21 protein-coding genes and 1 pseudogene are annotated in these 24885 nt (G+C 68.8%); 6 read left to right on the top strand and 16 right to left on the bottom strand.

Translation table 11 applies throughout. The annotated features are described in order from the left end of the window. Nucleotides 1-91: 91 nt before the first annotated feature. The 5 genes and pseudogenes from LWW96_RS22240 to LWW96_RS21030 form a co-directional block, all read right to left on the bottom strand. Nucleotides 92-208, bottom strand: a pseudogene (locus LWW96_RS22240) (AraC family transcriptional regulator); the annotation flags it as partial. 179 nt (nt 209-387) lie between these two features. Next, on the bottom strand, nt 388-1515 hold the full coding sequence (gene mnmH / locus LWW96_RS21045) for a tRNA 2-selenouridine(34) synthase MnmH (protein WP_291489813.1): 1128 nt from the start codon (nt 1513-1515) through the stop codon (nt 388-390). 2 nt (nt 1516-1517) lie between these two features. Beyond that, nucleotides 1518-2591, bottom strand: a complete 1074-nt coding sequence (gene selD / locus LWW96_RS21040; RefSeq protein ID WP_291489812.1) for a selenide, water dikinase SelD — start codon at nt 2589-2591, stop codon at nt 1518-1520. Nucleotides 2592-2696: 105 nt separating this feature from the next. Continuing rightward, nucleotides 2697-4016 (bottom strand): serine--tRNA ligase, encoded by a 1320-nt coding sequence (serS, locus tag LWW96_RS21035; RefSeq protein ID WP_291489811.1) that lies wholly within the window; start codon nt 4014-4016, stop codon nt 2697-2699. 32 nt (nt 4017-4048) lie between these two features. Next, on the bottom strand, nt 4049-4990 hold the full coding sequence (locus LWW96_RS21030; RefSeq protein ID WP_291489810.1) for a threonine/serine dehydratase: 942 nt from the start codon (nt 4988-4990) through the stop codon (nt 4049-4051). A 205-nt stretch (nt 4991-5195) separates the two neighbouring features. Between LWW96_RS21030 and LWW96_RS21025 the strand changes: the two genes are divergently transcribed. After that, a complete protein-coding gene (locus tag LWW96_RS21025) occupies nt 5196-5915 on the top strand; it encodes a CBS domain-containing protein (protein ID WP_291489809.1) in 720 nt (239 codons plus the stop codon). A gap of 91 nt (nt 5916-6006) precedes the next feature. Here the strand turns inward: LWW96_RS21025 and ispH are convergent, their stop codons facing one another. Together ispH and LWW96_RS21015 are read right to left on the bottom strand one after the other, a co-directional pair. Next, the gene (ispH, locus tag LWW96_RS21020) at nt 6007-7002 is read right to left on the bottom strand and encodes a 4-hydroxy-3-methylbut-2-enyl diphosphate reductase (RefSeq protein WP_291489808.1); all 996 of its coding nucleotides are present in this window, start codon (nt 7000-7002) and stop codon (nt 6007-6009) included. Then, nucleotides 7002-7466 carry an FKBP-type peptidyl-prolyl cis-trans isomerase gene (locus LWW96_RS21015; RefSeq protein ID WP_291489807.1) on the bottom strand — a complete coding sequence of 155 codons (465 nt, stop codon included), beginning with the start codon at nt 7464-7466 and terminating at the stop codon, nt 7002-7004. The genes ispH and LWW96_RS21015 overlap by 1 nt, the downstream gene beginning before the upstream one ends. Before the next feature lie 90 nt (nt 7467-7556). Here LWW96_RS21015 and radC point away from each other — a divergent pair, with 90 nt between their 5' ends. The 3 genes from radC to LWW96_RS21000 are packed head-to-tail and all read left to right on the top strand — an operon-like array spanning nt 7557 to nt 10258. Further along, on the top strand, nt 7557-8270 hold the full coding sequence (gene radC, locus LWW96_RS21010) for a DNA repair protein RadC (RefSeq protein ID WP_291489806.1): 714 nt from the start codon (nt 7557-7559) through the stop codon (nt 8268-8270). A gap of 5 nt (nt 8271-8275) precedes the next feature. Next, entirely contained in the window at nt 8276-9526 is a 1251-nt protein-coding gene (locus LWW96_RS21005) for an esterase-like activity of phytase family protein (RefSeq protein WP_291489805.1), read from the top strand. Nucleotides 9527-9586: 60 nt separating this feature from the next. Then, nucleotides 9587-10258, top strand: a complete 672-nt coding sequence (locus LWW96_RS21000; RefSeq protein WP_291489804.1) for a Smr/MutS family protein — start codon at nt 9587-9589, stop codon at nt 10256-10258. Between the two features lie 80 nt (nt 10259-10338). Here the strand turns inward: LWW96_RS21000 and LWW96_RS20995 are convergent, their stop codons facing one another. The 6 genes from LWW96_RS20995 to LWW96_RS20970 form a co-directional block, all read right to left on the bottom strand. After that, nucleotides 10339-12405 carry a bifunctional 2',3'-cyclic-nucleotide 2'-phosphodiesterase/3'-nucleotidase gene (locus LWW96_RS20995; protein WP_291489803.1) on the bottom strand — a complete coding sequence of 689 codons (2067 nt, stop codon included), beginning with the start codon at nt 12403-12405 and terminating at the stop codon, nt 10339-10341. Nucleotides 12406-12523: 118 nt separating this feature from the next. Beyond that, complete coding sequence (locus tag LWW96_RS20990) at nt 12524-12751, bottom strand: hypothetical protein (protein ID WP_291489802.1); 228 nt, start codon at nt 12749-12751, stop codon at nt 12524-12526. A 13-nt stretch (nt 12752-12764) separates the two neighbouring features. Further along, nucleotides 12765-13259, bottom strand: coding sequence for a RidA family protein (locus tag LWW96_RS20985; RefSeq protein WP_291489801.1), 495 nt, complete (start codon nt 13257-13259; stop codon nt 12765-12767). Nucleotides 13260-13318: 59 nt separating this feature from the next. Continuing rightward, nucleotides 13319-13741 carry a group II truncated hemoglobin gene (locus LWW96_RS20980; RefSeq protein ID WP_291489800.1) on the bottom strand — a complete coding sequence of 141 codons (423 nt, stop codon included), beginning with the start codon at nt 13739-13741 and terminating at the stop codon, nt 13319-13321. Between the two features lie 69 nt (nt 13742-13810). Continuing rightward, nucleotides 13811-16330, bottom strand: coding sequence for an FtsX-like permease family protein (locus tag LWW96_RS20975; RefSeq protein ID WP_291489799.1), 2520 nt, complete (start codon nt 16328-16330; stop codon nt 13811-13813). 39 nt (nt 16331-16369) lie between these two features. Continuing rightward, on the bottom strand, nt 16370-18070 hold the full coding sequence (locus LWW96_RS20970) for a C13 family peptidase (RefSeq protein WP_291489798.1): 1701 nt from the start codon (nt 18068-18070) through the stop codon (nt 16370-16372). 88 nt (nt 18071-18158) lie between these two features. Here LWW96_RS20970 and LWW96_RS20965 point away from each other — a divergent pair, with 88 nt between their 5' ends. Further along, the gene (locus LWW96_RS20965) at nt 18159-21593 is read left to right on the top strand and encodes a fibronectin type III domain-containing protein (protein WP_291489797.1); all 3435 of its coding nucleotides are present in this window, start codon (nt 18159-18161) and stop codon (nt 21591-21593) included. Between the two features lie 225 nt (nt 21594-21818). Here LWW96_RS20965 and LWW96_RS20960 read toward each other — a convergent pair whose 3' ends face one another. Beyond that, nucleotides 21819-22736: an MBL fold metallo-hydrolase gene (locus tag LWW96_RS20960; RefSeq protein ID WP_291489796.1), complete on the bottom strand. Its 918-nt coding sequence runs from the start codon at nt 22734-22736 to the stop codon at nt 21819-21821. Nucleotides 22737-22831: 95 nt separating this feature from the next. Between LWW96_RS20960 and LWW96_RS20955 the strand changes: the two genes are divergently transcribed. Beyond that, nucleotides 22832-23329 carry a heavy metal-responsive transcriptional regulator gene (locus tag LWW96_RS20955; protein ID WP_291489795.1) on the top strand — a complete coding sequence of 166 codons (498 nt, stop codon included), beginning with the start codon at nt 22832-22834 and terminating at the stop codon, nt 23327-23329. Nucleotides 23330-23350: 21 nt separating this feature from the next. On the opposite strand, the gene LWW96_RS20950 is transcribed toward LWW96_RS20955, so the two are convergent. Together LWW96_RS20950 and LWW96_RS20945 are read right to left on the bottom strand one after the other, a co-directional pair. Then, nucleotides 23351-24262, bottom strand: a complete 912-nt coding sequence (locus LWW96_RS20950; protein ID WP_291489794.1) for a formate dehydrogenase accessory sulfurtransferase FdhD — start codon at nt 24260-24262, stop codon at nt 23351-23353. A gap of 204 nt (nt 24263-24466) precedes the next feature. After that, nucleotides 24467-24868: a hypothetical protein gene (locus LWW96_RS20945; protein WP_291489878.1), complete on the bottom strand. Its 402-nt coding sequence runs from the start codon at nt 24866-24868 to the stop codon at nt 24467-24469. Nucleotides 24869-24885: the final 17 nt, after the last annotated feature.

The raw sequence follows: 24885 nt of genomic DNA, 5'->3' as shown, positions 1-24885 counted from the left end.
CGACAAATGACTGGTTCAAAACGACATAAAGCGCAAAGGCTCCTGGCGTTGCGTGCGCAACGCCCAATACGCAACCTGCGTTGCGCACCTCGGTCGGCGTCGTGCCGAAGCGCCGCTTGAAGGCCCGGCTGAAGGCGGAGAAGTCGTCGAAGCCGCTGTGTTGCACGATCTGCAGCACCAGGCGGTGGCGCTGGCGGGGATCGGCCAGCGCGGCGCGCGCGGTCGAGCCGTGCGTCGCACACGAAGTCGGAAAAGCAGATGCCCTCGGGCGCGAACAGGCGCTGCAATTGGCGCGGGCTGAGGTGGTGGGCGCAATGAGCTACCGAGCGGCAGCTAACTGGAGCACATCCGGCCACCGCACGGTCGCGCGCCGGCAGGGCCGGGGCGCTACGCCGCCCCGCCCGCGAGGCCCGGCGCCTGCAAATCCTCTCGGCTCTGCAGATAGGCCAGCACGGCGGCGCGATCCCCCTGGAACAAGGTGCGGCCGGCGCGGTGGTGGCGCTGGTAGGCGTACATGGGGTCGTAGTAGCCGCGCAGCAGCGTGGCGATCCAGTCGCGGTGGGCGGCCACCTCGCCATGGGAGGCCTGTGCGGCAAGCGCGCGGGCCATGATGGAGCGCAAGGCTTGGTGGCGGTCGCCACCCAGGCGTTTTGCCAGCTTGTCCAGGTTCTCCAGCAAACGGGCCGAGAACGCCGCGAAGCCGGGCAGAGCGCCCAGCGCGGCTTGAAACTGTGCGCATGCGTCCACCACATAGTCGCGCAGGATGCGCTCGACGCGGGCATCGAACGGCTCTTCCAGCAGCACCAGCGGCGCCTGCTCCAGGCGCAGTCGCAGGGGCAGCGGCACCGCACAGCGCCCGATGTGACGCCCCTCATCCTCGACGACAAAACCGGCGTGCCCGGCCGCGCGCTTGCGAAGCATGTCGACGGCAAACTGGTTCTCGAAGTTGATCTGGGCGGGCTGCCCGGTCACGCGCTGGCCGAAGCTGGAGCCCCGGTGGTTGGCATGGTGTTCCAGGTCCAGCCCGCAGGGCAGTTGCGCGATCAGTTCCGTCTTGCCGGTGCCCGTGAGGCCGCCCAGCACCACGAACGCGCACTCCTGGGCCGCAGCCTGGGTGGTCTGCAGCAGGAAGCCGCGCAGCGCCTTGTAGCCGCCCGCCACGCGGGGGTAGGCGATGCCGGCCTCGGCCTGCAGCCATTGCTGCGTGATCTGCGAACGCAGGCCGCCGCGAAAGCAATACAGCACGCCCTGCGGATGGGCCTGTGCAAACGCCGCCCAGGCCGCGATGCGCGCACGCTTGACCTCGCCGGACACCAGCGAGTGGCCCAGCGCAATCGCCGCCTGCTGGCCCCGCTGCTTGTAGCAGGTGCCCACCTGCTGGCGCTCGCTGTCGTTCATCAGCGGCAGGTTGATGGCACCGGGAAAGGCGCCTTGGCCGAACTCCACCGGGGCGCGCACATCCATCAGCGGCACATCGGCCAGGAAGATGTGCCGGTAGTCGGCCACGGTCTTCATGGTCAGGCCACCACGACGGCGTGGCTTTGCTGCGCCACCAGGTGCCCGATGGGCTGCAACTGCGCCAGGCCGCATTCCGCCGCAGTGCGCAGAAACTCTTGCTCTCCATCGGGCGCTACGGCGACCAGCAGGCCGCCGCTGGTCTGCGGGTCGCACAGTAGCTGCCCTTGCGACGCTGTCAACGGCGCGATCCGGGCGCCGTAGCTGTCGAAGTTGCGCTGGGTGCCGCCGGGCACGCAGCCCTCGGCGAGGTAATGTTCCACGCCCGGCAGTCGCGGCACGGCGGCCTCGTCGATCACCGCCGTGAGGCCGCTGCCGTCCGCCATTTCGACCAGGTGGCCCAAGAGGCCAAAGCCCGTGACGTCCGTCATGGCGTGCACGCCCGGGAGCCGGCCAAACCGGCTGCCGGGTTGGTTGAGGGTACACATCAGGTCACGCGCACGGCCCACGTCCTCGGGCCGCAGTTGGGACTTTTTCTCGGCCGTGGTGAGGATGCCGATGCCCAGCGGCTTGGTCAGGTAGAGGCGGCACCCTGCGGTGGCGGTGTCGTTGCGCTTCATGTGGCGCCGCTCCACCACGCCGGTCACGGCCAGGCCAAAGATGGGCTCCGGCGCGTCGATGGAGTGCCCGCCCGCCAGCGGAATGCCGGCCGCATCGCAGGCCGCCCGGCCGCCGCGCACCACTTCGCGCGCCACCTCCGGCGGCAGCAGGTTCACCGGCCAGCCGAGGATGGCGATGGCCATCAGCGGGTCGGCACCCATGGCGTAGATGTCGCTGATGGCGTTGGTGGCGGCAATGCGGCCAAAGTCGAACGGGTCGTCGACGATCGGCATGAAGAAGTCGGTGGTGGAGACCACGCCGCGTTCGTCATCCAGCGCGTACACCGCCGCGTCGTCGCGCGAAGCGTTGCCCACCCACAGGCGCGGGTCCAGGTGCTGGGCGCCGCTGCCCGCAAGGATCACGTCCAGCACCTTGGGGCTGATCTTGCAGCCGCAGCCCGCGCCGTGGCTGTACTGGGTGAGACGGATGGGCGCGGACCCGGGTGCGTTTTCGGAAGGGGTGGCAGGGGAGGTCATCCCCCGATTGTCCCGAAACTGCGGGCCGCTGCCATTGCGGCGCCGCAACGCTGGGCCTGTCAGGCTACTGGGGCCAAAAAGTGAGCCTGCACAGAAACTATCCGCTCAAGTCGGAGCAAGCTCCGACACTCCGCCCATATACGGGCGGAGAACGGCCGGAACCTCGACGGTTCCGTCCGCGCGCTGGTAGTTTTCCAGCACTGCCACCAGCGTGCGGCCGACGGCCAGGCCGGAACCGTTCAGGGTGTGCAGCAGCTCGTTCTTGCCCTGGGCGTTCTTGAAGCGGGCCTGCAGGCGGCGGGCCTGGAAGGCTTCGCAGTTGCTCACCGAGCTGATCTCACGGTAGGTGTTCTGCGCGGGCAGCCACACTTCCAGGTCGTAGGTCTTGGCGGCGCCAAAGCCCATGTCGCCGGTGCACAGGCTCATCACGCGGTAGGGCAGGCCCAGCTTTTGCAGGATGGCCTCGGCGTGGAGGGTCATCTCTTCCAGCGCTTCGTAGCTCTTGTCGGGGTGCACGATCTGCACCATCTCGACCTTGTCGAACTGGTGCTGGCGGATCATGCCGCGCGTGTCGCGGCCATAGCTGCCCGCTTCGGAGCGGAAGCACGGCGTGTGGGCCGTGAGCTTGATGGGCAGCTCGGATTCGGCTACCACCACGTCGCGCACGAAGTTGGTCAGCGGCACTTCGCTGGTGGGGATGAGGTACAGGGCCGCGTTGTCGGGCACGGGTTCGCCGTCCTGGCCGCCCTTCTTGGCGGCGAACAGGTCGCCTTCAAACTTGGGCAGCTGGCCGGTGCCCTTGAGCGAGTCTGCATTGACGGCATAGGGCACGTAGCACTCGGTGTAGCCGTGCTCCTGGGTCTGCACGTCCAGCATGAACTGGCTGAGCGCGCGGTGCAGGCGGGCAATCGGCCCCTTCATCACCGTGAAGCGCGAGCCCGAGAGCTTGACGCCCATGTCGAAATCCAGACCCAGCGGCGTGCCCACGTCCACATGGTCCTTCACTTCGAAATCGAAAGCGGGCACCGTGCCCCAGCGGCGCACTTCCACGTTGCCGTGCTCGTCGCTGCCCACGGGCACGCTTTCGTGCGGCAGGTTGGGCACGGCCACCAGCATGGCCTGCAGCTCGGCCTGGATCTGCTCCAGGCGCGCGGCGGACTGTTCCAGCTCCACCTTGGACGCTGCCACCTGGGCCTTGGCGGCCTCGGCACCGTCCTTGTCGCCCTTGCCCATCAGCATGCCGATCTGCTTGGACAGCTGGTTGCGCTGGGCTTGCAGCTCCTCCGTGCGGGTCTGCAGCGTCTTGCGCTCGGACTCCAGGGCCTGGAAGGCTTCCACGTTCAGGAAGGCCTGGGGCTTTTTGCGGGTTTCCAGCCGCGCGATGGCGGTGTCAAGGTCTTTGCGGAGGAGGAGGATGTCAAGCATTGCAGGATTTTAAAGGGGTGGTCGGCCCTGACTCAGCCCAGGCTGGCGGGATCGAAATTGGCGCCGCAGAGGATGAGGGCCACGGTCTCGTGCGGCGCGGGGCGGTAGGAGCCGGTCTGCAGCGCCGCCAGCCCCAGGGCGGCGGCCGGCTCCACGGCCAGTTTCAGCTCTTTCCACAGCCACAGCTGCGCCGCGCGGATGGCGTCGTCCGGCAGCAGCAGCGCGTCGTGCACGTGGCGCTGGCTCACCGCCCAGCCGATGCCACCGATGCGGCGCGCGCCCAGCGAGTCGGCGGCGATGCCGCCCACCTCCACGTCCACCGGCTGGCCGGCGGCGCGGGCGGCGTGCAGCGTGGGGGCGCGCTCGGGCTCCAGGGCGATGACGCGGGCGCGGCTTTCCACCCAGGCGGCCACGCCGCCGACGAGGCCACCGCCACCCACGCTCACCAGCAGGCTGTCGGGCAGGCGGCGGGCCTGCTCTTCGATCTCCAGCGCCAGGGTGCCGGCCCCGGCCACCACTTCGGGCTGGTCGTAGGCATGGGCCTGCAGCGCGCCCGTGGCCTGTTGGCGGGCCACGCAGGCCTCGTAGGCCTGGGCATAGGCGGCGCCGGTCACCACAACCTCGGCGCCCAGCGCGCGCAGGCGGGCGCGCTTGGCCTCGGGCGAGACCTCGGGCACGAACACCTCGCAGCGCACACCCAGGGCCTGCGCCGCGGCCGCCACGGCAATGCCGGCGTTGCCGCCGGAGGCGATGATCACGCCGCTGTCGGGCACGGGGTTGGCCAGCAGGCGGTAGAGCATGCCCCGCGCCTTGAAGCTGCCGCCCACCTGCAGGTGCTCCAGTTTGAGCCAGACCTCGGCGCAGTCCACGCCCAGCGACCGGCCCGACAGGCGCATCAGCGGCGTGGTGCGCAGGAAGTCGGGGCGGGCGGCAAGCTGCTGGCGGGCAGCCGCGATGGCGTTGCGGTCGATCATGCGGGACTCCAGGGGCGTGCGGGCAAAGCCGGGCAGTGTAGGGCAACGCCCGGCCCCGGCGCGGCGCGGGGTTGCTCTCCTGCGCTGCCGCAACACGCGGATACACCAAGCCCTGCAGCTGCCGCGCCGCCCTGCCGATAACATGGCCACGGCGGCCCTGGCGCGAACCCTGCGCGGTTCACGGGCCCGCCAGCAGGAGAAAAGCATGTTCTTTGTGTTCGGCCCCTCGGGCCAGATGTACCGGGGCGGTCCGGAAAACCTCGCCCAGATCGCGCCGGTGCGGCGCGTGCAGCGGCCGCAGGCGTTGCGCACCCGGGTCCTGGACAGTGCGCCGGGCGACACCGTGCCCGCCTTCGCGCCGGGGGCCGCCGCCCCCGGCCGGGCCGCGGCCCCGGCGCCGCCGGCGGTGAACCTGCGGCTGCAGGACGCCGTGAGCGCCTATGTCCAGACCGAGCAGGGCCCGCAGCCTGCGCGCCAGCCGCTGACCCAGGTGCGCGATGTGATGACCTCGGGGGGCCTGAGCGTGCGCCCGGACGTGCGGGTGAACGATGCCTGGCAGACCCTGGCCGAGCACCAGGTGGCGCAGGCCCCGGTGGTGGATGCGCAGGGACGCGTGATTGGGCTGCTGCTGCGGGCCGACATGGCGCCGCTGGATCTGCTGCCCGAACCGGGCGCCGTCAAGCAGGCCATCGACCTGGCGCGCCGGCCGGTGTCGCAGGTGATGGTGAGCCCCGTGCCCGCCGTGGCGGCCGATACCGAGCTGCGCCGCGTGGCCGCCGTGCTGCTGGAGACCGGCCTGCCGGGGCTGCCGGTGACGGACGAGGCAGGGCTGCTGGCCGGCTTCATCTCCCGCACCGACATCCTGCGGGCGGTGGCGTCCGACCCACCGCTGGACCTGTGGATCGGGCCCGCAGTGTCGCTGTAGCCCTGGATTACAAGCAAAAACGGCCTCTAGCGCCCGCCCATCAAGCGCAAGCAGCTATCAATTCAGGAGCAAACCAACCCGACACGGCGCGTCAGCGCGCGGCCGGGCCGGTTTCGGGGGTGCGCTCGGTGATCTGCAGGCCGGTGGCCGCGTCGATCTTCAGGCCCTTGGGCAGGGGGAACTTGATGGTTTCCTCGATGCCGTCCATCTTGCGCACCGACACCGCGCCCAGCGCCTTGATGCGGTCGGCCACGGCGCTCACCAGCACTTCAGGGGCGGAGGCGCCGGCCGTGAGGCCCACGCGGGCCACGCCGTCGAACCACTCGGTGCGCAGCTCGTCGGCCGAATCCACCATGTAGGCGCGCGTGCCCAGCCGCGCCGCCAGCTCGCGCAGGCGGTTGCTGTTGGAGCTGGTGGGGCTGCCCACCACGATGACCAGATCCACCTGCGGGGCCAGCAGCTTCACGGCGTCCTGCCGGTTCTGCGTGGCGTAGCAGATGTCCTGCTGCTTGGGCTCGCGCACACTGGGGAAGCGCGCGCGCACGGCGGCGGTGATCTCGGCGGCGTCGTCCACGCTCAGCGTGGTCTGCGTCACCACGGCCAGCTTGGCGGTCTGCGCGGGCTGCACGCGGGCCACGTCCTGCACGTCCTCCACCAGATGGATGCCGTGGTCGAGCTGGCCCATGGTGCCTTCCACCTCGGGATGGCCCTTGTGGCCGATCATGATGAACTCGTAGCCCTCCTTGGCGAGCTTGGCCACCTCGACGTGGACCTTGGTCACCAGCGGGCAGGTGGCGTCAAAGATGCTGAAGCCCCGCGCCTGGGCCTCCTGCTGCACGGCGCGGCTCACGCCGTGGGCGCTGAACACCAGCGTCGCGCCGGGAGGCACCTCCGACAGCTCCTCGATGAAGATCGCGCCCTTCGCCTTCAGGTCGTTCACCACATAGGTGTTGTGCACGATCTCGTGGCGCACGTAGATAGGTGCGCCGAACTTCTGCAGGGCCCGCTCCACGATCTCGATCGCGCGATCCACGCCGGCGCAAAAGCCGCGCGGTTCGGCCAGCAGGATTTCCTGTGGTCCTGGCATCACAGGACCCCGATGAGTTCAACCTCGAACGTCACCGGCTGGCCGGCCAGCGGGTGGTTGAAGTCGAACAGCACAGCGCCGTCTTCGCGCACCTGCGCCACCGCGCCGGCGTAGCTGCCCTGCCCGTCGGGCGTGGGGAACTGCACCACGTCGCCCACGCTGTACTGCTCGTCCGGGTCGCCCAGCTCGTTCAGCAGCTTGCGCGCCACCCACTGGACCATGTCGGCGTTGCGCTCGCCGAAGGCCTCGCCGGCGGGCAGCTCGAACGTGGTGCGCGTGCCCTCGGCCAGGCCCAGCAGGCGCTGCTCCATGGCCGGCGACAGCTCGCCCGTGCCCAGCGACAGGGTGGCCGGCTTGTCGGCAAAGGTGTTGATCACATCGCCGGCAGGGCCCGAGAGGCGGTAGTGCAAGGTGAGAAAGGAGCCCGGCTGGACAGTGGGCAAAGCGGCAGCGGTAGTGGTCATGGCAGTCTCGATAAACTCCTGCGATTGTAGAAAACCGGGCAAAACCCTACCCCGCCACCGCTGCGGGCGCGTCCCCTGTCCACCTGTTCCATGGCCATCAAGCACCTGCCCGCCGACGCCCAGCCCCGTGAAAAACTCCTGGCCCGCGGCCCCGCCGCACTGGCCGACGCCGAGCTGCTGGCCATCCTGCTGCGCACCGGCATCGTCGGCAAGGGCGTGCTGCAGATGGCCGAGGAACTGCTGGAGCCGCCGGCCGTGGACGCCGCCACCGGCGCCGTCCGCGGTGGATTTGGCGGCATCGCCGGGCTGCTGCACGCGGGCGCGGCCGATCTGGAGCGCATCAAGGGCCTGGGCCCCGCCAAGCGCGCCGAGCTGGTGGCCGTGCTGGAGCTGGCCCGCCGCGCACTGGCCCAGCAGCTGCGCGAGCGCGAAGTGTTCAGCTCGCCGCAGGCCGTCAAGCACTACCTGCAGCTGCACCTGTCGGCCAAAGGGCACGAGGTGTTTGCGGTGCTGTTCCTGGACGCGCAGAACCGCCTGGTGGCCATGGAGGAGCTGTTTCGCGGCACGCTCACCCAGACCAGCGTGTACCCGCGCGAGGTGGTGCTGCGCGCCCTGCACCACCAGGCCGCCGCCGTGGTGCTGGCCCACAACCACCCCAGCGGCAGCGTGCAGCCCAGCCGGGCCGACGAGGCCCTGACGCAAACGCTCAAGAGCACGCTGGCCCTCATCGATGTGCGCGTGCTCGACCACGTCATCGTCGCCCCCGGCCAGGCGCTGTCCATGGCCGAGCAGGGTCTGGTCTGAAGCCCATGGCCTCGAACGCTCCTGGGTCCCCGCCCCGCCGCCCCCGGCCACGGCTGCGGCTGCGTACTGGCGGCCTGGCCACCGCCGTGCTGGCCGCCCTGTGGGCCGCCACCGCCCTCCTGCTGCCCGCCTGCACCGCGCCCGCCGTGCCGCCCACGCCGCAGGTCACGCCCTCCGCCTGCGGGGCGCAGCAGGCCGCACCGTGCCTGCGCCTCATTGGCGCGGTGGCGCTGCCGCACCGCTGGAACGTGGGCGGCACCGCCGTGGGCGGCCTCTCGGGCGTGGACTACGACGCGGAGCACGACCAGTACCTGCTGCTGTCCGACGACCGATCGGCCGTGGACCCCGCCCGCGCCTACACCGCCCGCATCCGCTACACCGCCGACACGCTGGCCCCGCCCGAGTTCACCGGCGTCATCACCCTGCGCAGCCCCTCCGGCCAGCCCTACGCGCCCCGCCTGCGTGCCGTCGAAGGCACGGACGTGCCCGACCCCGAAGCCGTGCGCTGGCTGCCCGGCGGCGGCGCCTTCCTGTGGACCAGCGAAGGCGACTTCGCCCGCGGTTTCGGCCCCGCCCTGCGCTCCACCCGGGCCGCCGACGGCGCGCTGCTGCGCGACTACGCGCTGCCGGCTTCGTTCGCGCCCCGCAAAGCAGAAAAGTCCGGCCCGCGCGACAACGCCACGCTGGAGGGCCTGGCCCTGTCGCCCGACGGGCGCATCGCCTGGCTGGCCATGGAAGGCCCCTGGGTGCAGGACGGCCCGCGCGCCACCCCCGCCAGCGGCGGCGCCCCGGTGCGCATCACCGCCATCGACGTGGAGACCGGCCGCGCCCTGCGCCAGATCACCTACCCGCTGGACCCGGTGCCCCACGCCAGCCCCCTGCCCGGCGGCTACACCACCAATGGCGTGAGCGAGATCCTGGCCGACGGCCCGGACCACCTGCTGGTGCTGGAGCGTGCCTACACGCTGGGCGTGGGCACCTCGGTGCGCCTGTATCGCATCGCGCTGGCCAGCGCCAGCGACACGCTGGGCCTGCCCGCCCTGGCCGCTGGCAACCACACGCCCGCCACCAAGACGCTGGTGGCCGACTTTGCACAGCTGGGCCTGCCCCACGTGGACAACATCGAGGGCATGGCCTGGGGCGCGCCGCTGCCGGCCGTGGCCGGGGGCGCGCGCGTGCTGGTGTTCGTGAGCGACGACAACTTCAACCCCGCGCAGACCACGCAGTTCATTGCGGCGGAATACCGGGTGCACTGACTCGGAGAAAGCCGCGCCCGGGCCGCAGCAGCGCCCGCATGCGGTACAACCGAGCCTTCCATGAGCGCGTTCCAAGCCCGATCCCTGCAAGACCTGCAAGCCCTGCGCAAAGCCCTCGCCGAGCGGGCCGCGCGCGAGGCACGGCTGCAGCAAGAGCGCGCCGAGGCCGAGCGCCGCGCCCGGGCCGAGCAGAACCTGTTCCAGACCGCCGTGGGCCCGGTGCAGGCCTTGAAAGGCCAGCACGACCGCCGCTGGCACACCCCCGAGCCGCCCGAACCCCTGCCCGTGCAGCACTGGCTGGACGAGGAGCGCGTGCTGCGCGAATCCATCAGCGACGAGTTCGACGTGTCCACCCTGCTGGACGTGGACGACCAGCTGAGCTTTCGCCGCACCGGCATCGGCCGCGAGGTGACGCACAAGCTGCGCGCCGGGCACTGGAGCATTCAGCGCCAGCTGGACCTGCACGGCCTGCGCACGGACGAGGCGCGCGAGGCGCTGGGCAACTTCATCCGCCTGGCCCACCGCACCGGCCTGCGCTGCGTGCGCGTGGTGCACGGCAAGGGCCTGGGATCGCCGGGCAAGACGCCGGTGCTCAAGGGCCGGGTGCAGCGCTGGCTGGTGCAGAAGAAAGAGGTGCTGGCCTTTGTGCAGGCCCGCCCGGCGGACGGCGGGGCGGGCGCGCTGGTGGTGCTGCTGCAGCCGGGGCGCCGGCGGCTGGGCGGTGGCTCGTAAAGTTTGAGCCAAATCGCCCTGCAGCGCTTGTCCAGCAAGCGCAAGCAGCTATCAACTATATAGCAATCAACCGACCTGGATCACTTCGACAGGTCGATGCGGTACTTGGCCGTGCCCTTGCCCGAGCCATCGTCGGCCGCCACCAGCGACACGTTCGCCAGGCCCGCGGCCTGCGCCACGGGCAGCGCGTTGGCGCCCGAGCTGAACACCACCGGGCCGGCCACGTTCGCCTTGGCAAAGCGCCAGCTCTTGGCTGCGCCGTTGGCGGCGCGCGTCACGGCGGGGTTCTTGCGGATGTAGTCGATCACCACGTCGCGGTTCGCGTCCGGCGAGGCCCAGATGGTGCCCGAGCCGTCGAGCTTGTCGATGAAGCTCTTGCCGCTGGTGGCGCGGTAGTTGTTGGTGGCGATGACGAACTCCTGCGCCACGTCGATAGGCTTGCCCAGGTACGTGAGGTTCTTGATGCGGCTGCCCACCGGCTGGGTCACGTCGATCTCGTACTGCACGTCCGGCGTGGTGAACATGTCGAAGTTGTAGCCGGGGAACGTGCTGATGAGCGGCTGCTCGGTGGTCTTGGCCGGGTCGATCTGGTTGAAGCGCTTGGCGGCCGCCTCCAGCCAGTTCTTGATGTCGCCACCGTTCACCTTCACCGCATACACCGTGTTCGGGTACAGGTACAGGTCGGCCGCGTTGTTGATGGCCAGCGGGCCCACGGCCACGTCGGTGTAGTCCGCACCGCCCTGGAAGCCGCTCTTGAACGGCGCGCTCACCGACAGCACGGGCAGCTGCGCGTACTGCGGCAGGCTGGCCTTGAGGTAGGCCGCCACGTACGCCTGCTGGGCCTGGTTGACGATCTGGATCGCGCCCGGGTCGCCCACATCGGCGAACAGCGTGCTCATGCGGAAGTCGGTCTGGCCGATGGGCGTCTTCACGTACTGGATGGCCGCCTGGTGCTGCGTCTCGATCAGCGGGGCGATGGCCGGGTCGGCGTCCACCGTCACCGTGGCGCCCGCGGCGTTCTTGCTCTGGATATTGCGCAGTTCCGCCTTGCTGGCGGCCTTGTTGACCACCCACTTGCTGCCGTCCCACTGCAGCGCCAGTTGCACCACGCCCAGCGCCTTGCCCCAGGAGCTGGCCATGACGGCCGGCACGCCGTTCACCGTGCCGGCCTTGTGGTCCACGCCCGGCAGGTTGAAGCTGGGGGTGGCCGCCGTGTCGGGGAACACGCCGTGCTGGTGGCCCATCACCATGGCATCGATGCCGGCCACCTTGGACAGGTGCAGGCCGGGGTTCTCCATGGTGGCCGTATACGGCGCGTTGTCCATGCCGCCGTGCAGCAGCGCCACGACCACATCGGCGCCCTTGGCGCGCAGTTCGGGCACGTACTTGGTGGCGGCTTCCACCGCGCCTTCGGTGGTGATCTTGCCTTCGAGGTAGCGCTTGTCCCAGTTCATGATGCCGGGGGTGGTGAAGCCGATCACGCCGATCTTGATGGGCAGCTTCACTTCCTTGCCGTCGGCGCCCTTGGCCACCAGCGTGCGCTCCAGCAGCGTGTAGGGCTGCACCAGCGGCTTCTTCGTCTTGCTGCTGACCACGTTAGCCAGCACGATGGGGTAGCCCGCGCCGGCGCACTTCTTGGCGGCATCGACGCCGTCCACGTCCAGCCCGCCGCCCAGCACCTGGTTCAGGAAGGGCAGGCCGTAGTTGAACTCGTGGTTGCCCAGCGTGCCGGCGTCAAAGCCCAACGCGCCCATGGCCTTGTACATCGACAGCTGCTGCGTGCACGGGATGGGGTTGACGGTGGCCTCGTAGTCGGCCAGGGCCGTGCCCTGGATGGTGTCGCCGTTGTCCACGAGCAGGGTGTTGGCGAACTCCTTGCGCGCGGCGCGCACCAGCGTGGCGGTGCGCTCGAAGCCGTAGCTCTTGTCGTCGGCCAGCTTGAAATAGTCGTAGCTGCGCACGTTGAAGTGCAGGTCGGTGGTCTCCAGCACGGCCAGCGTGGCGGTGGCGCCCGCAGCGGTGCTGCCGTTGTCGCTGCCGCCACCGCAGGCCGCCAGCGATGCAGCCAGCGCCACCACGCCCAGTGCGGCCACACGGCGTGAAACCTGCGAAGGAGAGATCAAAAAGCCCAGAGTGCGTTCCGACATGAACAGTCCCCGTTTGAAACAAGGGACCGAGTGTCTGGGCCGGGTTTGACAGCGGTGTGACGTGGCAAGGTGCCGCAACACCCGCGTTGCGGGCAACGGTCACGGGCCTTGCGGCGGCTCAGTCGATGCGGCGCACGTCGCCGTTGTGCGGCGAGGCACTTTCGTGGAACAGGTCTTCCAGGAACTGTGCCAGCTCCTGCTCGGCCACAAAATCGGGGATGACAAAGCCCGCGGGTGTGCGCTTGCCGTCCCCGCCCACGCGGTAAGCCTGCCACAGCGCGCCCTCGCGCCGTACCTCGACGATGCGGCCAAACACGTTGAAGCGGGGGTGAGCCGGTGCGCCCATGGGAAACGCTCCTTCAAGCGGCTGGAGGTGCAGCCACGGTGGCCGCGATCAGGTCCACCTCCACCGTGGCGCTCTTGGGCAGCTGCAGCACACCCACCGAGGTGCGCGTGTGCGCCCCGGCCTCCCCCAGCACTGCAAACAAGACCTCGGACGCCCCATCCGCCACCTCGCTTTGTTGCGTGAAGCTGGGCGCCGACTGCACATACACCGTGATGCGCAAGATGGACTGCACCGCATCCAGCGACCCGAGCGCGCGCTGCAGCAGCGCCAGCGCGCGCATGGCGCACACCTTGGCCGCCTTCTGTGCGTCGGCCAGCGACGCGCCGGCTCCCGCCGCGCCCGTGACCACCACGGTATCGCCCACACGGGGGATCTGCCCGCTCAGGTAGATGTGGTGGCCGTCGCGCACCAGCGGCACATAGTTGCCGCCGATCTTGATCTCTCCATCAAAGCTGTATCCCAGGGCCAGCGCCTGTTCCTGAAAACGGGCATCGCGTAACAGGGTCATGGTGGTTTTCGCTCCTTGAGTTGAATGGACGGCGCCGGGCCGGCGGCAGCCTGCGCGGGTCACACGCCCTTGTTGCGCATCCAGTCGGCCGTGCCCATGAAGCTCTCCTTGAGCCGCGCCCGCAGCTGCGGCGGCACGCCGGTCTCGCCCATGGCCTGGTCCATGCAGGCCACCCACTGGTCGCGCTCCTTGATGCCGATGGAAAACGGCAGGTGGCGCATGCGCAGGCGCGGGTGGCCGAAGCGGCTTTGGTAGTAATCAGGCCCGCCCAGCCAGCCGCACAGAAACCAGAACAGCTTCTGGCGCGCGGAGTCCAGGTCGCTGCCGTGGGCGGCGCGCAGCTCGGTGTAGGCGGGTTCCAGGTCCATCAGGTCGTAGAAGCGTTCGACCAGTGCATGCACCCGCTCCTCGCCGCCAATCCAGTCGTAGGGCGTGGCAGCGGCCTGCGCTGCCGTGGAGGCTTCGGTGGAATCAGAATTCATGGCAAATCAGGCTCCAGCGCTTTTGCAGCAAGCGCAAACAGCTATCAATTTTATAGTCCTCGACAACCATCACTCAGCGGCGCGCCGCAGGGTGTCCACCACCGGCCGCAGCAGCACCTCGCGCAGCCCCCACCAGCCGGCCGCCAGCGCCAGCAAGGCCCCGGCAATGGCGCCGGCCAGCGGCACCCAGGGCGCCGCCGTCCAGGTGAAGTCAAACACAAAGCGCGCCAGCGCCCAGCCCACGGCCACGGCCACGGCGCTGGCCAGAAAGCCCGCCAGCAGGCCCACGCCAGCCAGTTCGGCGCGCTGCACCTGCCGCAGCAGGCTGGCCCGCGCCCCCACGGCGCGCATGATGGCGTATTCGCGGGCGCGCTCTTCGCGCGTGGCGGTGACGGCGGCAAACAGCACCACCAGCCCGGCGGCCAGCGTGAAGGCGAACAGGAACTCCACGGCGCGGATCACCTGGTCCAGCACGCGCTGCACCTGCGCGATGGTGGCGCCCATGTCCACGTTGGTGATGTTGGGAAACTGCCGCACCAGGGCGTTGTCAAAGCCCTGCACCTCCGGCGCGCGGTAGGCCGCCAGGTAGGTGACCGGCACGTCCGGGAGCCCCGCCACCGGGTACATCACGAAGAAGTTGGCCCGCATGGAGCCCCAGTCCACCTTGCGCAGGCTGGTGATGCGCGCCTCGCTCTGCACGCCGCCCATGTCGAACCGCAGGCGGTCGCCCAGCTTCAGGCCCAGCGTCTCGGCAATGCCTTCCTCCACACTGATGGCGCCCTCCTCCCCCGGCGTCCACTGCCCTGCCACGATCGGGTTGTGGGCCGGGGCCTCGAGCGCGTTGGACAGGTTGAACTCGCGGTCCACCAGGCGCTTGGCGCGGTCGTCGGTGTAGTGGTCCGGGCTCACGGCCTGGCCGTTCACGGCCACCAGGCGCCCGCGGATCATGGGATACCAGTCGTACCGGGCGACACCGCCGTCCTTGAGCGCCTGCTGGAACGCGTCGGCCTGGTCGGGCATGACGTTGATGACGAAGCGGTTGGGCGCATCGGGCGGCGTGGCCCGGCGCCAGCTGTCCACCAGGTCGGTGCGCAGCAGCACCAGCAGCACCAGCGCCAGCAGACCCACGGCCAGGCTGCTGACCTGCACCACGGCATAGGCCGGCCGGGCCGAGATCTGCCGCGTGGCCAGCACCAGCCAGCGCGGCGCGGTCGTTTCATTCACGCTCCTGCGCAGCAGCTTCACCGCCACCCACGACAGCCCCGCAAACAGCGCCACGGCCCCCGCGAAGCCCCCCACGGCAATGGCGCCCAGTTTGAGGTCGCTGCTCACGGCCAGCAGCAGGGCGGCAAAGCCGGCGATGCCCACGCCCAGCACCGCCAGCGACGCAGGCTTGAGCCCGCCCACATCACGGCGGATGACGCGCAGCGGCGGCACCTGGGCCAGCTGCAGCACGGGCGGCAGGCCAAACGCGAACAGCAGCGTGAGCCCCATGCCCAGCCCGAACGCCACAGGCCACAGGCTGGGCGGCGGCAGGGCCGATTCGACCAAGCCCGCCAGCAGCAGCACAAAGGCGTAGTGCACCGCGTAACCCAGCGCCACGCCCAGGCTGCTGGCAAACAGCCCCACCAGGGCGAATTCGGTGGTGTAGGCACCGGCGATGGTGCGCTGGCTCTGCCCCAGCACGCGCAGCATGGCCGAGGCGTCCAGGTGCTCGGCCGCAAAGCCGCGCGCGGCCAGCGCCACGGCCACGGCCGACAGCAGCGCGGCGAGCAGGGCCACGAGGCTGAGGAATTTCTGCGCCCGGTCCAGCGTCTGGCGCATTTCGGGGCGGCCGCTTTCCAGCGACTCCACGCGCACGCCATGCACCTCGGGCTTCTTGGCTTCGGCCACCGCCCATTCGTTGAAGGCCTTGACGGCGCCTGCCGGGCCGGCCACCGCAAAGCGGTAGGTCAGCCGGCTGGCGGGCTGCACCAGGCCGGTGGCCGGGAGGTCGGCCTCGTTGACCATCACGCGGGGCGCAAAGCTCATGAAGCCAGCCCCCCGGTCGGGCTCGATGACGATGATGCGCGCGATGCGCAGCTGCGAGTCGCCCAGCAGCAACCTGTCGCCCATGGCCAGGTTCAGCGATTCGAGGAGCGGGGCATCCACCCACACCTCGCCCCGGGCTGGAATGTCCCGCGTGGGCTGGTCCATGGCACCCGGCGCGTCCGCCACGGTGAGGCTGCCGCGCAGCGGGTAGCCGGGCGGCACGCTCTTGAGGGCCACCAGCTTGCTCGCGCCGCCCTGCGCGTCGCTGGCGCGGCCCATGGTGGGAAAACCCACCGTGGTCACGGTTTGCAGGCCCAGGGCCTTGGCCCGCTCGGCAAACGCGGGTGGCGTGGGGTTGTCGCTGGCCACCACGGCATCGCCGCCCAGCAACTGCAAGGCGTCGCGCTGCAGGCCGCCCTGCAGCCGGTCGGCAAAGAAGCCCACCGAGGTGAGGGCCGCCACCGCCAGCGTGACGGCCACGATCAGCAACCGCAGTTCGCCGGCACGCAGGTCGCGGGCCAGGGTGCGCCAGCCCAGGCGCAAGAAAGACAGGTTCATGGGCGCAACGGTAGCGCAAACGGAACGGGGGCGCGGCGCTCAGGGCTTTGCGCCCGCACCGGCCAGCTGCGTGGCGCCCGCGCGGCCGCGGTCCGCCTCGGCGGTTTGCAGCCGCTGCTCCAGCGCCCGCAGCACGGGCACCACCTTGGCACCCACATGGATCTGCGGGTTCGAGAACCCGTCTTGCTTGCCGGCCTCCACCTCGCGCCGCGCAATGACGGGCACCGCCTGGGCGAACGCCTCGGTGAACGAATGCGTGCGGCGCAGTTGCTCGTCGAACACCGCCCGGCCAAAGAAGGTCAGCTCGGAGCGCGTACCACACCCATACGAGGTGTGGGTGGCATCGGCGGCGGTCATCACCAGGCTGGTGTCGGTGGCCAGCGGCGCAATCCAGCCGCCCGAATAGCAGGCCGAGATGGCGATCACGCGGTGGCGGATGCCCGAGGCGTCCAGCATCGACCGCAGCATTTCGGGCGTGACGGGCGGCACCTCCAGCGGCCAGTGCGCAGCCGCCAGTGCGTGGTTGCGCGCACCGTGCGATGTCATGTAGACCACGAGCAGGTCGTGCTCGCGGTCCATGCGCTGCGCCAACGCAGCAATGGCGCGCTGCAGGTTCTGCGGCGTGGCCCAGGCGAGGGTGTCCGCGGTGTCGGGGTGGTTGAGCAGGTGGATCACGCGGCCTTGGGCATCAAAACGCTCCTGCAGCAGCGTACTGACCAGGGTGCTCTCGCGCCGGAACACCTCTTCGCCCGCATAGGGCGCGAACACCAGCCCGTAGACATCCACCACCCCCTCGCGCTGCGGCGCAAGCGCCTGCACCTGCCGCGCCCACAGCGCCTGCTGCTGCTCGAACACCGCCTGCGACAACACCAGGTGGGCGGGCTCTTGCGCCTCGGCAGGTTCGGCCGCCTGGGCATCTGCACCAGCCTCCACCCCGTCGGCCAGGCCCTGCGCACTGGCGTCATCCCACGGCGGGTCTTGAAACTGCCACGCCCCCACGCCCACCACTGCCGCCATGGCCACCGCAAACACTGCCGTGCGCGAGCGCGAGCGGACAAAGCGCGCTGTCACCACCACCAGCGCAGCCAGCACCCACAGCATGAGTGCGCCATAGGCCGCCCAAAAGACGGTGCCCGCCACCGCCCCCTCCACCAGCCCGGGCTGGCGCGCCGCGAGACCCGCCAGGCCGTACAGCAACAAGACCGGCGCCAGCGGTGCCCAGACCGACAGGACATACCACGCCGCCAGGCCGCCCGACGGAGGCACTGCCGAGCCTTGCGAGGGCGCAAGCGATGACCCTGCTCCACTCGCTGCCACCGCCCGCTGCGCGGGTGCCATCGCCCACCACGCCACCCACAGCAGCACCAGGCTGCTCCACATCGGTGCCAGCCAGCCCCGCAGGTTGAACTGCGCCGGGCCCACCACCTGGAACCGCGCCGCAACCACGACCAAGGCACCACCGATCAGCGACAGCACCAGCAATTGCCAGGGCGATGGCGCCGCAGGCCCCGTGCGCGGCGGCAGGAACAGCGCAGACCGAAGACCTTCGCGCATCCAGGCGCCATGGGAGAGAGCCGGGGCTGTAGGGGGTGCGGGAGGGGCGCCCACCGCAGCCGTGGCGACGCTGCGGGGTAGCACGGCCGGGCCTTGGCCGAGGGGGATTTCGATCTTGGCGGGCTCGGGGTCCCACGGGCCGGGCCGGGTGTCGGCCCAGGCACTGTTGGCGTTCGGGTCAGTCATGAAGGAATCATGCCACCGGGGTGACTCGCCCCGTTGCGGTGAATTGCAGAGCCCCGTGCGACCGGGGTCTGCACGCCTCGTTGTGCGAATGCCAAAAAAAAGTGGACAGCCAAGAGCCAATGAGGAGACTCAAAATCTTTTCACCAACCCCGCAGGCAGGCCCCAAAAGCTTTACCACAAGAATATGTCAAAAACATTAATAAAGATATTAATATTCATATTTTCCGCCATCGCATCCCAGATGGCAATTTCCGCCTGCAACATCAGCTTTACGGCATCCTCTGGCGCGAACAGTGGGCAGGTGACTTTCGAACCCGCGGACAGCCAATACATCGGGCAGCCAGCGAGGTACCGGTATTTATTTTCTGCCAGCGACAATTCAAATTGCGGCAATGCCGACTCATTTGGCCTTTCAAACGCCGATGGATCAAGCAACATCAACAACACCGGCGTTACAAACGGCGCTGGCCTCATGCTTCAGTCCAGCAGCAAGGGGAACAGCAATATGTTTGTCCACTCGACCAACAATGGCGGACCCAACGATTTCAACGCCTTTTATTACTCCATCCCCAACGGCATCTCCAATACCACGGATAACTTTCAGTTTTTCGATGGCAACGCCACTTTGCAAACGGCCACGGTCATCATCCCGGCGGCGGTCCCCGGCGCCCCGACCATCGGGACGGCAACGGCCGGGAATCAACAGGCAACCGTCGCCTTCACTGCACCTGCGTCCGATGGCGGCAGTGCAATTCTTGACTATACCGTCACATCCAGTCCCGGTAGCATTACCAGCACCGGCGCACTCAGCCCGCTGACCGTCACCGGCCTGACAAATGGCACTGAATATACGTTTACGGTCAGGGCAAGAAATATCAATGGTTCTGGCGCGGCGTCCTCCGCTTCTGCCCCGGTGACGCCGCAAGCGCCGCAAACCCTCACGTTTCTCAATCCAGGCCCCCAGACATTTGGTATTCCGCCAACGCTGACCGCATCTTCCACTTCGGGCTTGGCGCCCATATTCACGTCCATATCGACCAGCATCTGCACCATTACGTCGGGTGGAACGCTGTCGTTCTTGACGGCAGGGTCGTGTACGATTCACGCCGATCAGGCAGGTGATACGGCCTATCTGGCAGCGCCCACGGTAGAACAGACATTCACCATCAATGCAGTTCCGCCCAGCGCACCCGCCAACCCTGTCGGAATCGCTGGAAATGCGAAGGCGGACGTCTCCTTCACCGCGCCCGCATCGGATGGCGGCAGTGCCATTACTGCCTATACCGTCACGTCCAACCCGGGGGGAATCACCGGAACCGGCACCGCCAGCCCCGTCGCCGTCAACGGTCTTGCAAACGGTACCGCGTATACGTTCACGGTGACCGCGACCAACTCGGCGGGCACAGGGTCAGCGTCTGCGGCTTCTGCCGCCGTGATTCCCAAAGCGCCACAAACCATCACCTTCAATAACCCCGGCGCACAAAGCTTCGGCACTGCACCGACCCTGACGGCCACATCGACCTCTCTGCTGGCTCCCACCTTCAGTTCCACCACGCCGGGGATTTGCGGGATTACTCCCGGAGGAACCCTCACGTTCTTGGCGACCGGGTCCTGTGCGATCCACGCCGACCAGGCCGGCAATGCCGCTTATCTGGCCGCACCCACGGTGGGGCAAAATTTCGTGGTCAACGCGGTTGCACCGGGCGCCCCCACCCATCCCGTGGCAACAGCCGGAAGCGGGCAGGCCAGCGTCGCATTCACCGCGCCAGGGTCGGACGGCGGCAGCCCCATTACCAGCTATACCGTCACCGCCAACCCAGGCGGCGCCACGGGGACCGGGGCTGCCAGCCCCATCGTGCTCATGGGCCTGACCAATGGGACGGCCTATACCTTTACCGTCACCGCGAAGAACGCGGCGGGAACCGGCCCGGCCTCAGCCGCCTCCGCCGCAGTGACGCCCAAGGCAACGCAAACGATTACCTTCAACAACCCCGGGGCGCAGACCTTCGGCACGTCCCCCGCCCTGACGGCGACGTCCACTTCCGGACTGGTACCTACCTTCACCACCGGCACAGCCAGCGTGTGCCTGATTACTCCCGGCGGGACACTGACATTCGTCACTCCAGGCAGCTGCAAGATCAACGCGGACGAAGGCGGCAATGGCACCTATTTGCCAGCAACAACGGTTCAGCAAACCTTTGCAGTGAACGCGGCAGTGCCCGGTGCACCTACCGCGGTGGTGGGTACCGCTGCCGGGGGGCAGGTCTCTGTCGCCTTTGCCGAGCCGGTCTTCACAGGCGGCAGCCCCATCCTGGATTACACGGCCACGGCCAGCCCCGGCGGCGCCGCGGCGACCGCCACGACCGGCCCGATTACCGTCACCGGCCTGACCAACGGTACGGCATATACCTTTACCGTCACCGCTAGAAACACCGCGGGCTCCGGTCCGGCATCGATCGCATCCGCGGCGGTGACGCCAAGGGCATCCCAAACCATCACGTTTACAAACCCCGGGGCGCAGGCCTTCGGCACAACCCCAACGCTGACGGCAACATCCACCTCGGGCTTGACGCCGTTGTTCACCTCCATCTCGACCGGCATCTGCACGATCACATCCGGCGGTGCGCTGGCGTTCGTTGCAGCGGGCAATTGCACGATCAATGCCGATCAGCCCGGAGACAGTGCCTATAGCGCGGCGGCGACTGTCAGCCGCACCTTTGCCGTGAACGCCGTTGTGCCAGGTGCACCGACCGATGCAGCAGGTACCGCCGGAAACGGGCAGGTGTCCGTGGCTTTTGCTGCGCCAGCATTTGATGGCGGCAGTTCCATCACAGGGTATACGGTGACTGCGAGTCCGGGCGGTGCCACCGCAAGCGGTCCGGGCAGCCCCTTGGTGGTGACGGGCCTGACCAACGGAACGGCCTATACGTTCACCGTTGCTGCCAGGAATGCAGTGGGCAACAGCGCGGCGTCCGCGCCCTCCGCAGCAGCCATCCCGCGCCTGCTCACCGTGTCGACGCCTGTGTCGGGCATGGCAGGCACCGGTAGCGCCACCCTTTCCGGCGGGGGGCCGTCCTGCACGTTGAGCCCTGCCAGCGGGTTTGGCGCAGTCACCCACCCGGCCGCAGACAAACCCATGCCCTATGGGGAATACGCATTCGAGTCCACAAGCTGTACAGGAACAGTGACGATGGCGATCACTTATCCGGAGGCCCTGCCGACGGGCGTGCAATTCTGGAAGTTCGGCCCCGCGACCGCCGCGGTGGGTGGCGTGGTGGCTGCGTCCCGTTGGTTCCCGCTCAGCGGCGTGACGCTCAGCGCCGACCGCAAGACGGTGACGTACAGCATTACCGATAACGGCGCAGGCGACTCGGATGCAACGGTCGGCAGCATCCGCGACCCCTTTGCGCCCGTAGTGCCTCCTTCCGCGGTTCCGGTGGACGCACCGTGGGCTCTTGTCTCGTTGTCGGTCATGCTGGGGTTGCTGGGCGTGAGCAGGCAACGAAGCCGAGCAAGGGGATGATCACCCAGCGCCGATGAGTCAACGGTGATCGTTGACCATCGCGCTTTACCAACACTCCGTTGCAAGGTTTCCCCGCAGCCCTTGTGAGCACCCGGTCCGTGGAGACACGGGGTACAGCGGCCTTGGGCTGGCGGGATGGAAATGGTCTGCCGCCTGGGGCACGCGCCACGGTCAGCCGATGGCGAAGAGATGTGACCCACGGCGCCCCGCCGGAGTCCTCTCGGCTCATTGCACCCAGGCCGGAAAGTACCCCAACGGATCCTGTACCGCGCTGTCGTGTGCAGGGATCACTACCAGGTCCGGCTCGGACTGCGCCAGCACCTGCAGCTTCTCCAGGCTGGCCTGCGTCTGCGGTGCGTTGTCATCCACCAGTTTGCCGGCCACCCAGAATTTGGGCGCGCCCTGCTGCAGGGCAGCCACGGTCCAGACCACATCGCCCACCAGAAAATACTGCCTGCCCGAATCCACCGTGACAAACAACCCCACGGAGCCCTTGGTGTGGCCAGGCATGGGCACCAGAACCACGGTGCCATCCCCGAAGACATCAAGGCTTTCGGGATAGCCCTTGAACGGTGCGGGCTGGAACACCAGGGGTTCCCATTGAATGGACGCCGCACCGACCTGCGATTCCCAGGTGCCTCCGGGCCCGGTGCTGGGGGTGCGCACCCGGGCCAGCTCTGCTGCGGCAACACCCACCGACGCCTCCGGAAAATCCTGCACACCGCCAGCATGGTCCCAATGGCTGTGGCTCAGAATCACGCGCTTCAACGGTGGTATGCCAGCCTTGTCCAACTGCGCGCGCGCACTGACCACGGGCTTGTCGTACTTGAAGAAAGGCCGCCACCATACCGGCATGCCCTGCTGGTACTGGAGGTCTATCTGGCTGCCCATGCCCGTGTCAAACAACAGATAGTCGTCGTGGTGCTTGACCAGGAAAGCGGAGAAGTTGGAGTGCACCTGTTTGGCAACGCTGCCACCGGGCACCAGCAGGACCTCGGGCACAGCAACCTGCGATGTCTTGACGATGGCAAAGCCCACGTCCGGGAGCGGGCCTGGGTTCGAGGCGGTGGTTTGGGCGTGCGCCGTGATGGCCATGACCGCCGAAACGAGGAGCGTGCAAAAGCGGGAGCGAGGGCAGAGCATGGTCTTGTCCTGAAAGCCAAAAGGAGCGCAGCGTAAAGCTTGGTCTATGCTCCAATGTCAAGCTCCATTGCCAGCGCACTTGCGCCCGCGCCACCATGAACGTCAGTCAAATCGCCCAGGCGGTCGGGGTGTCGGCCGACACCGTCCGCTACTACGAAAAGCAAGGCCTCATTGCCCCGCCGCAGCGCCAGGCCAATGGCTACCGCACCTACAGCCAGGCCCACGTCGCTACGCTGCAATTTGTGCGGGGTGCGCAAGCATTGGGATTCTCATTGGCGGAGATACAGGCCATCCTGCCGCAGATGGCGCAAGGCACCTTCGGCCGTACCGAGATTGAGCGGCAGCTCAAGGCCAAGCTTGCGCAGATTGACGCCCACATGGCACAGCTCCGCACCCTGAAAAAGGAGCTCCAGGCCACCTTCGACGCGCTGCGATGTGACCCCCGGCAGCCTGTCTCCACGGCGCACGCAACCGCTCCCGACAGCGGCAGCGGCGCCGGCGCGGCGGTGGTGCGGCGCGCCTTCGCACGGTCCCACGGAAACCGCGATACCGTCCGCAAGGCGGCTTCATCCCCGACCCCGCCGCGCACTTGATCCCGGCGTACTGCAGTTGCGTTACGGTCTCGCGCTACCTTCGCCCGCCACCGTGGCCGCCGCCGGCTGCGCCAGCTCCGGCTGCAGCACCAGCCGGTGCGCGCCGCTGTAGCACACGAACCGGCGGTTGGTTGCACGCCCGATGGCACACAGGCCCAGCTGCTGCGCCACCGCGTGGCCCATCTGCGTCATGCCGCTGCGCGACACCACGATGGGCACGCCCATCTGGGCGGATTTGATGACCATCTCGCTGGTCAGGCGGCCTGTGGTGTAGAACACCTTGTCCGTGCCGGACAGGGGGGCTTGCGCCGGGCCGGTGCCATCGCCCGGCTCGGGGTTCATCCACATCCAGCCGGCAATGGTGTCGATGGCGTTGTGGCGCCCCACGTCTTCCACGAACACCAGCAGTTCTTCCCCGCGGAACAGCGCACACCCGTGTACCGATCCGGCGGATTTGTAGGTGGTTTCCTTGAGCCGGATGGCGTTCACGATGCCATACAGCTGGCCCTGCGTAAGCCGGGCCTCGGGCAGGCTGATGCGCTCCACCGCATCCATCAGCCCGCCGAACACGCTGCCCTGGCCGCAGCCGGTGGTCACCACCTTGGTGGCCGTGCGCTCATCCAGCCGGGCAATGCCATGGCGCGTGCGCACCGCAGCCGCGTGCACCTCCCAGTCCACCGTGATGGACTCGATGTCCGACACGGAATCCACCAGGCGCTGGTTGCGCAGGTAGCCGAGCACCAGCAGTTCAGGGTGCGCACCCAGCGTCATGAGGGTGACGAGTTCGCGCCGGTCCACATACACCGTCAGCGGCCGCTCGGCCGGGATCTGCACCGTTTCCTGCAGGCCATGCTCGTTGACCACCGTGACGCTGTGCGTCAACGGCGCGCGCGCGGCGGTCAGGCGCGGCCCGTTGGCTAAGGTGTGAACCATCGCAGGTTCAGGGGAGGAAGTCAGGGCAGTCATGGGCCAAATGTACGCATTGCGGCCAGGCGGTGCTGGAACCGGGAAACCATCCCGCCCGCACGGCGCGCCAAAAACAACGCCGCGCTGCAGGGGGCTGCAGCGCGGCGGGAGGGAAAACAGTGCGGGCTGATGGCAGGGACGTGCGATTCCCGCGCCAGGAGGCGCCGCCTGTCAGGGCTTGGGGGCCGAGGCGCCTGCTGCGGCGGGCACGGCAGTGTTGTGGGGGCTGGCCGCCGTGCCGGCGGGCGAGTGCGCGCCGGCGGCCTCCAGTGGCTTGGCCTCGGGAGGGGTGTAGGCAAACGGTCCCGGGTCCATGCACGCGGCGCCGGCAGCAGTGGCCGGCTTGGCCGACGGCGTGGTCTTGCGGTAGTGGGCGGCCACGCGGTCCTGGGCCTGGCAGAGCTTGTAGTTGTCCACCTTGGCGCTCCAGCTCGCCTTGGCGGCGGCTTCAGCTGCCTTGGCCGCCGCCTCGGGGGACGGAGGGGGCAGCTTGGCCGAGGCCAGCGAGCACAGCGCGGCCGCGCCCAGGGCTGCCGCGGTGCGCCATGCGGCGGTGCGGATCGGTGTCGTCATCATCAACTTCGCCATGG

Source organism: Acidovorax sp., from assembly GCF_021287135.1.
Lineage (GTDB): Bacteria > Pseudomonadota > Gammaproteobacteria > Burkholderiales > Burkholderiaceae_C > Acidovorax.
Note: the sequence above shows the minus strand (reverse complement) of the source record. Positions and strands in the feature narration are given on the sequence as shown.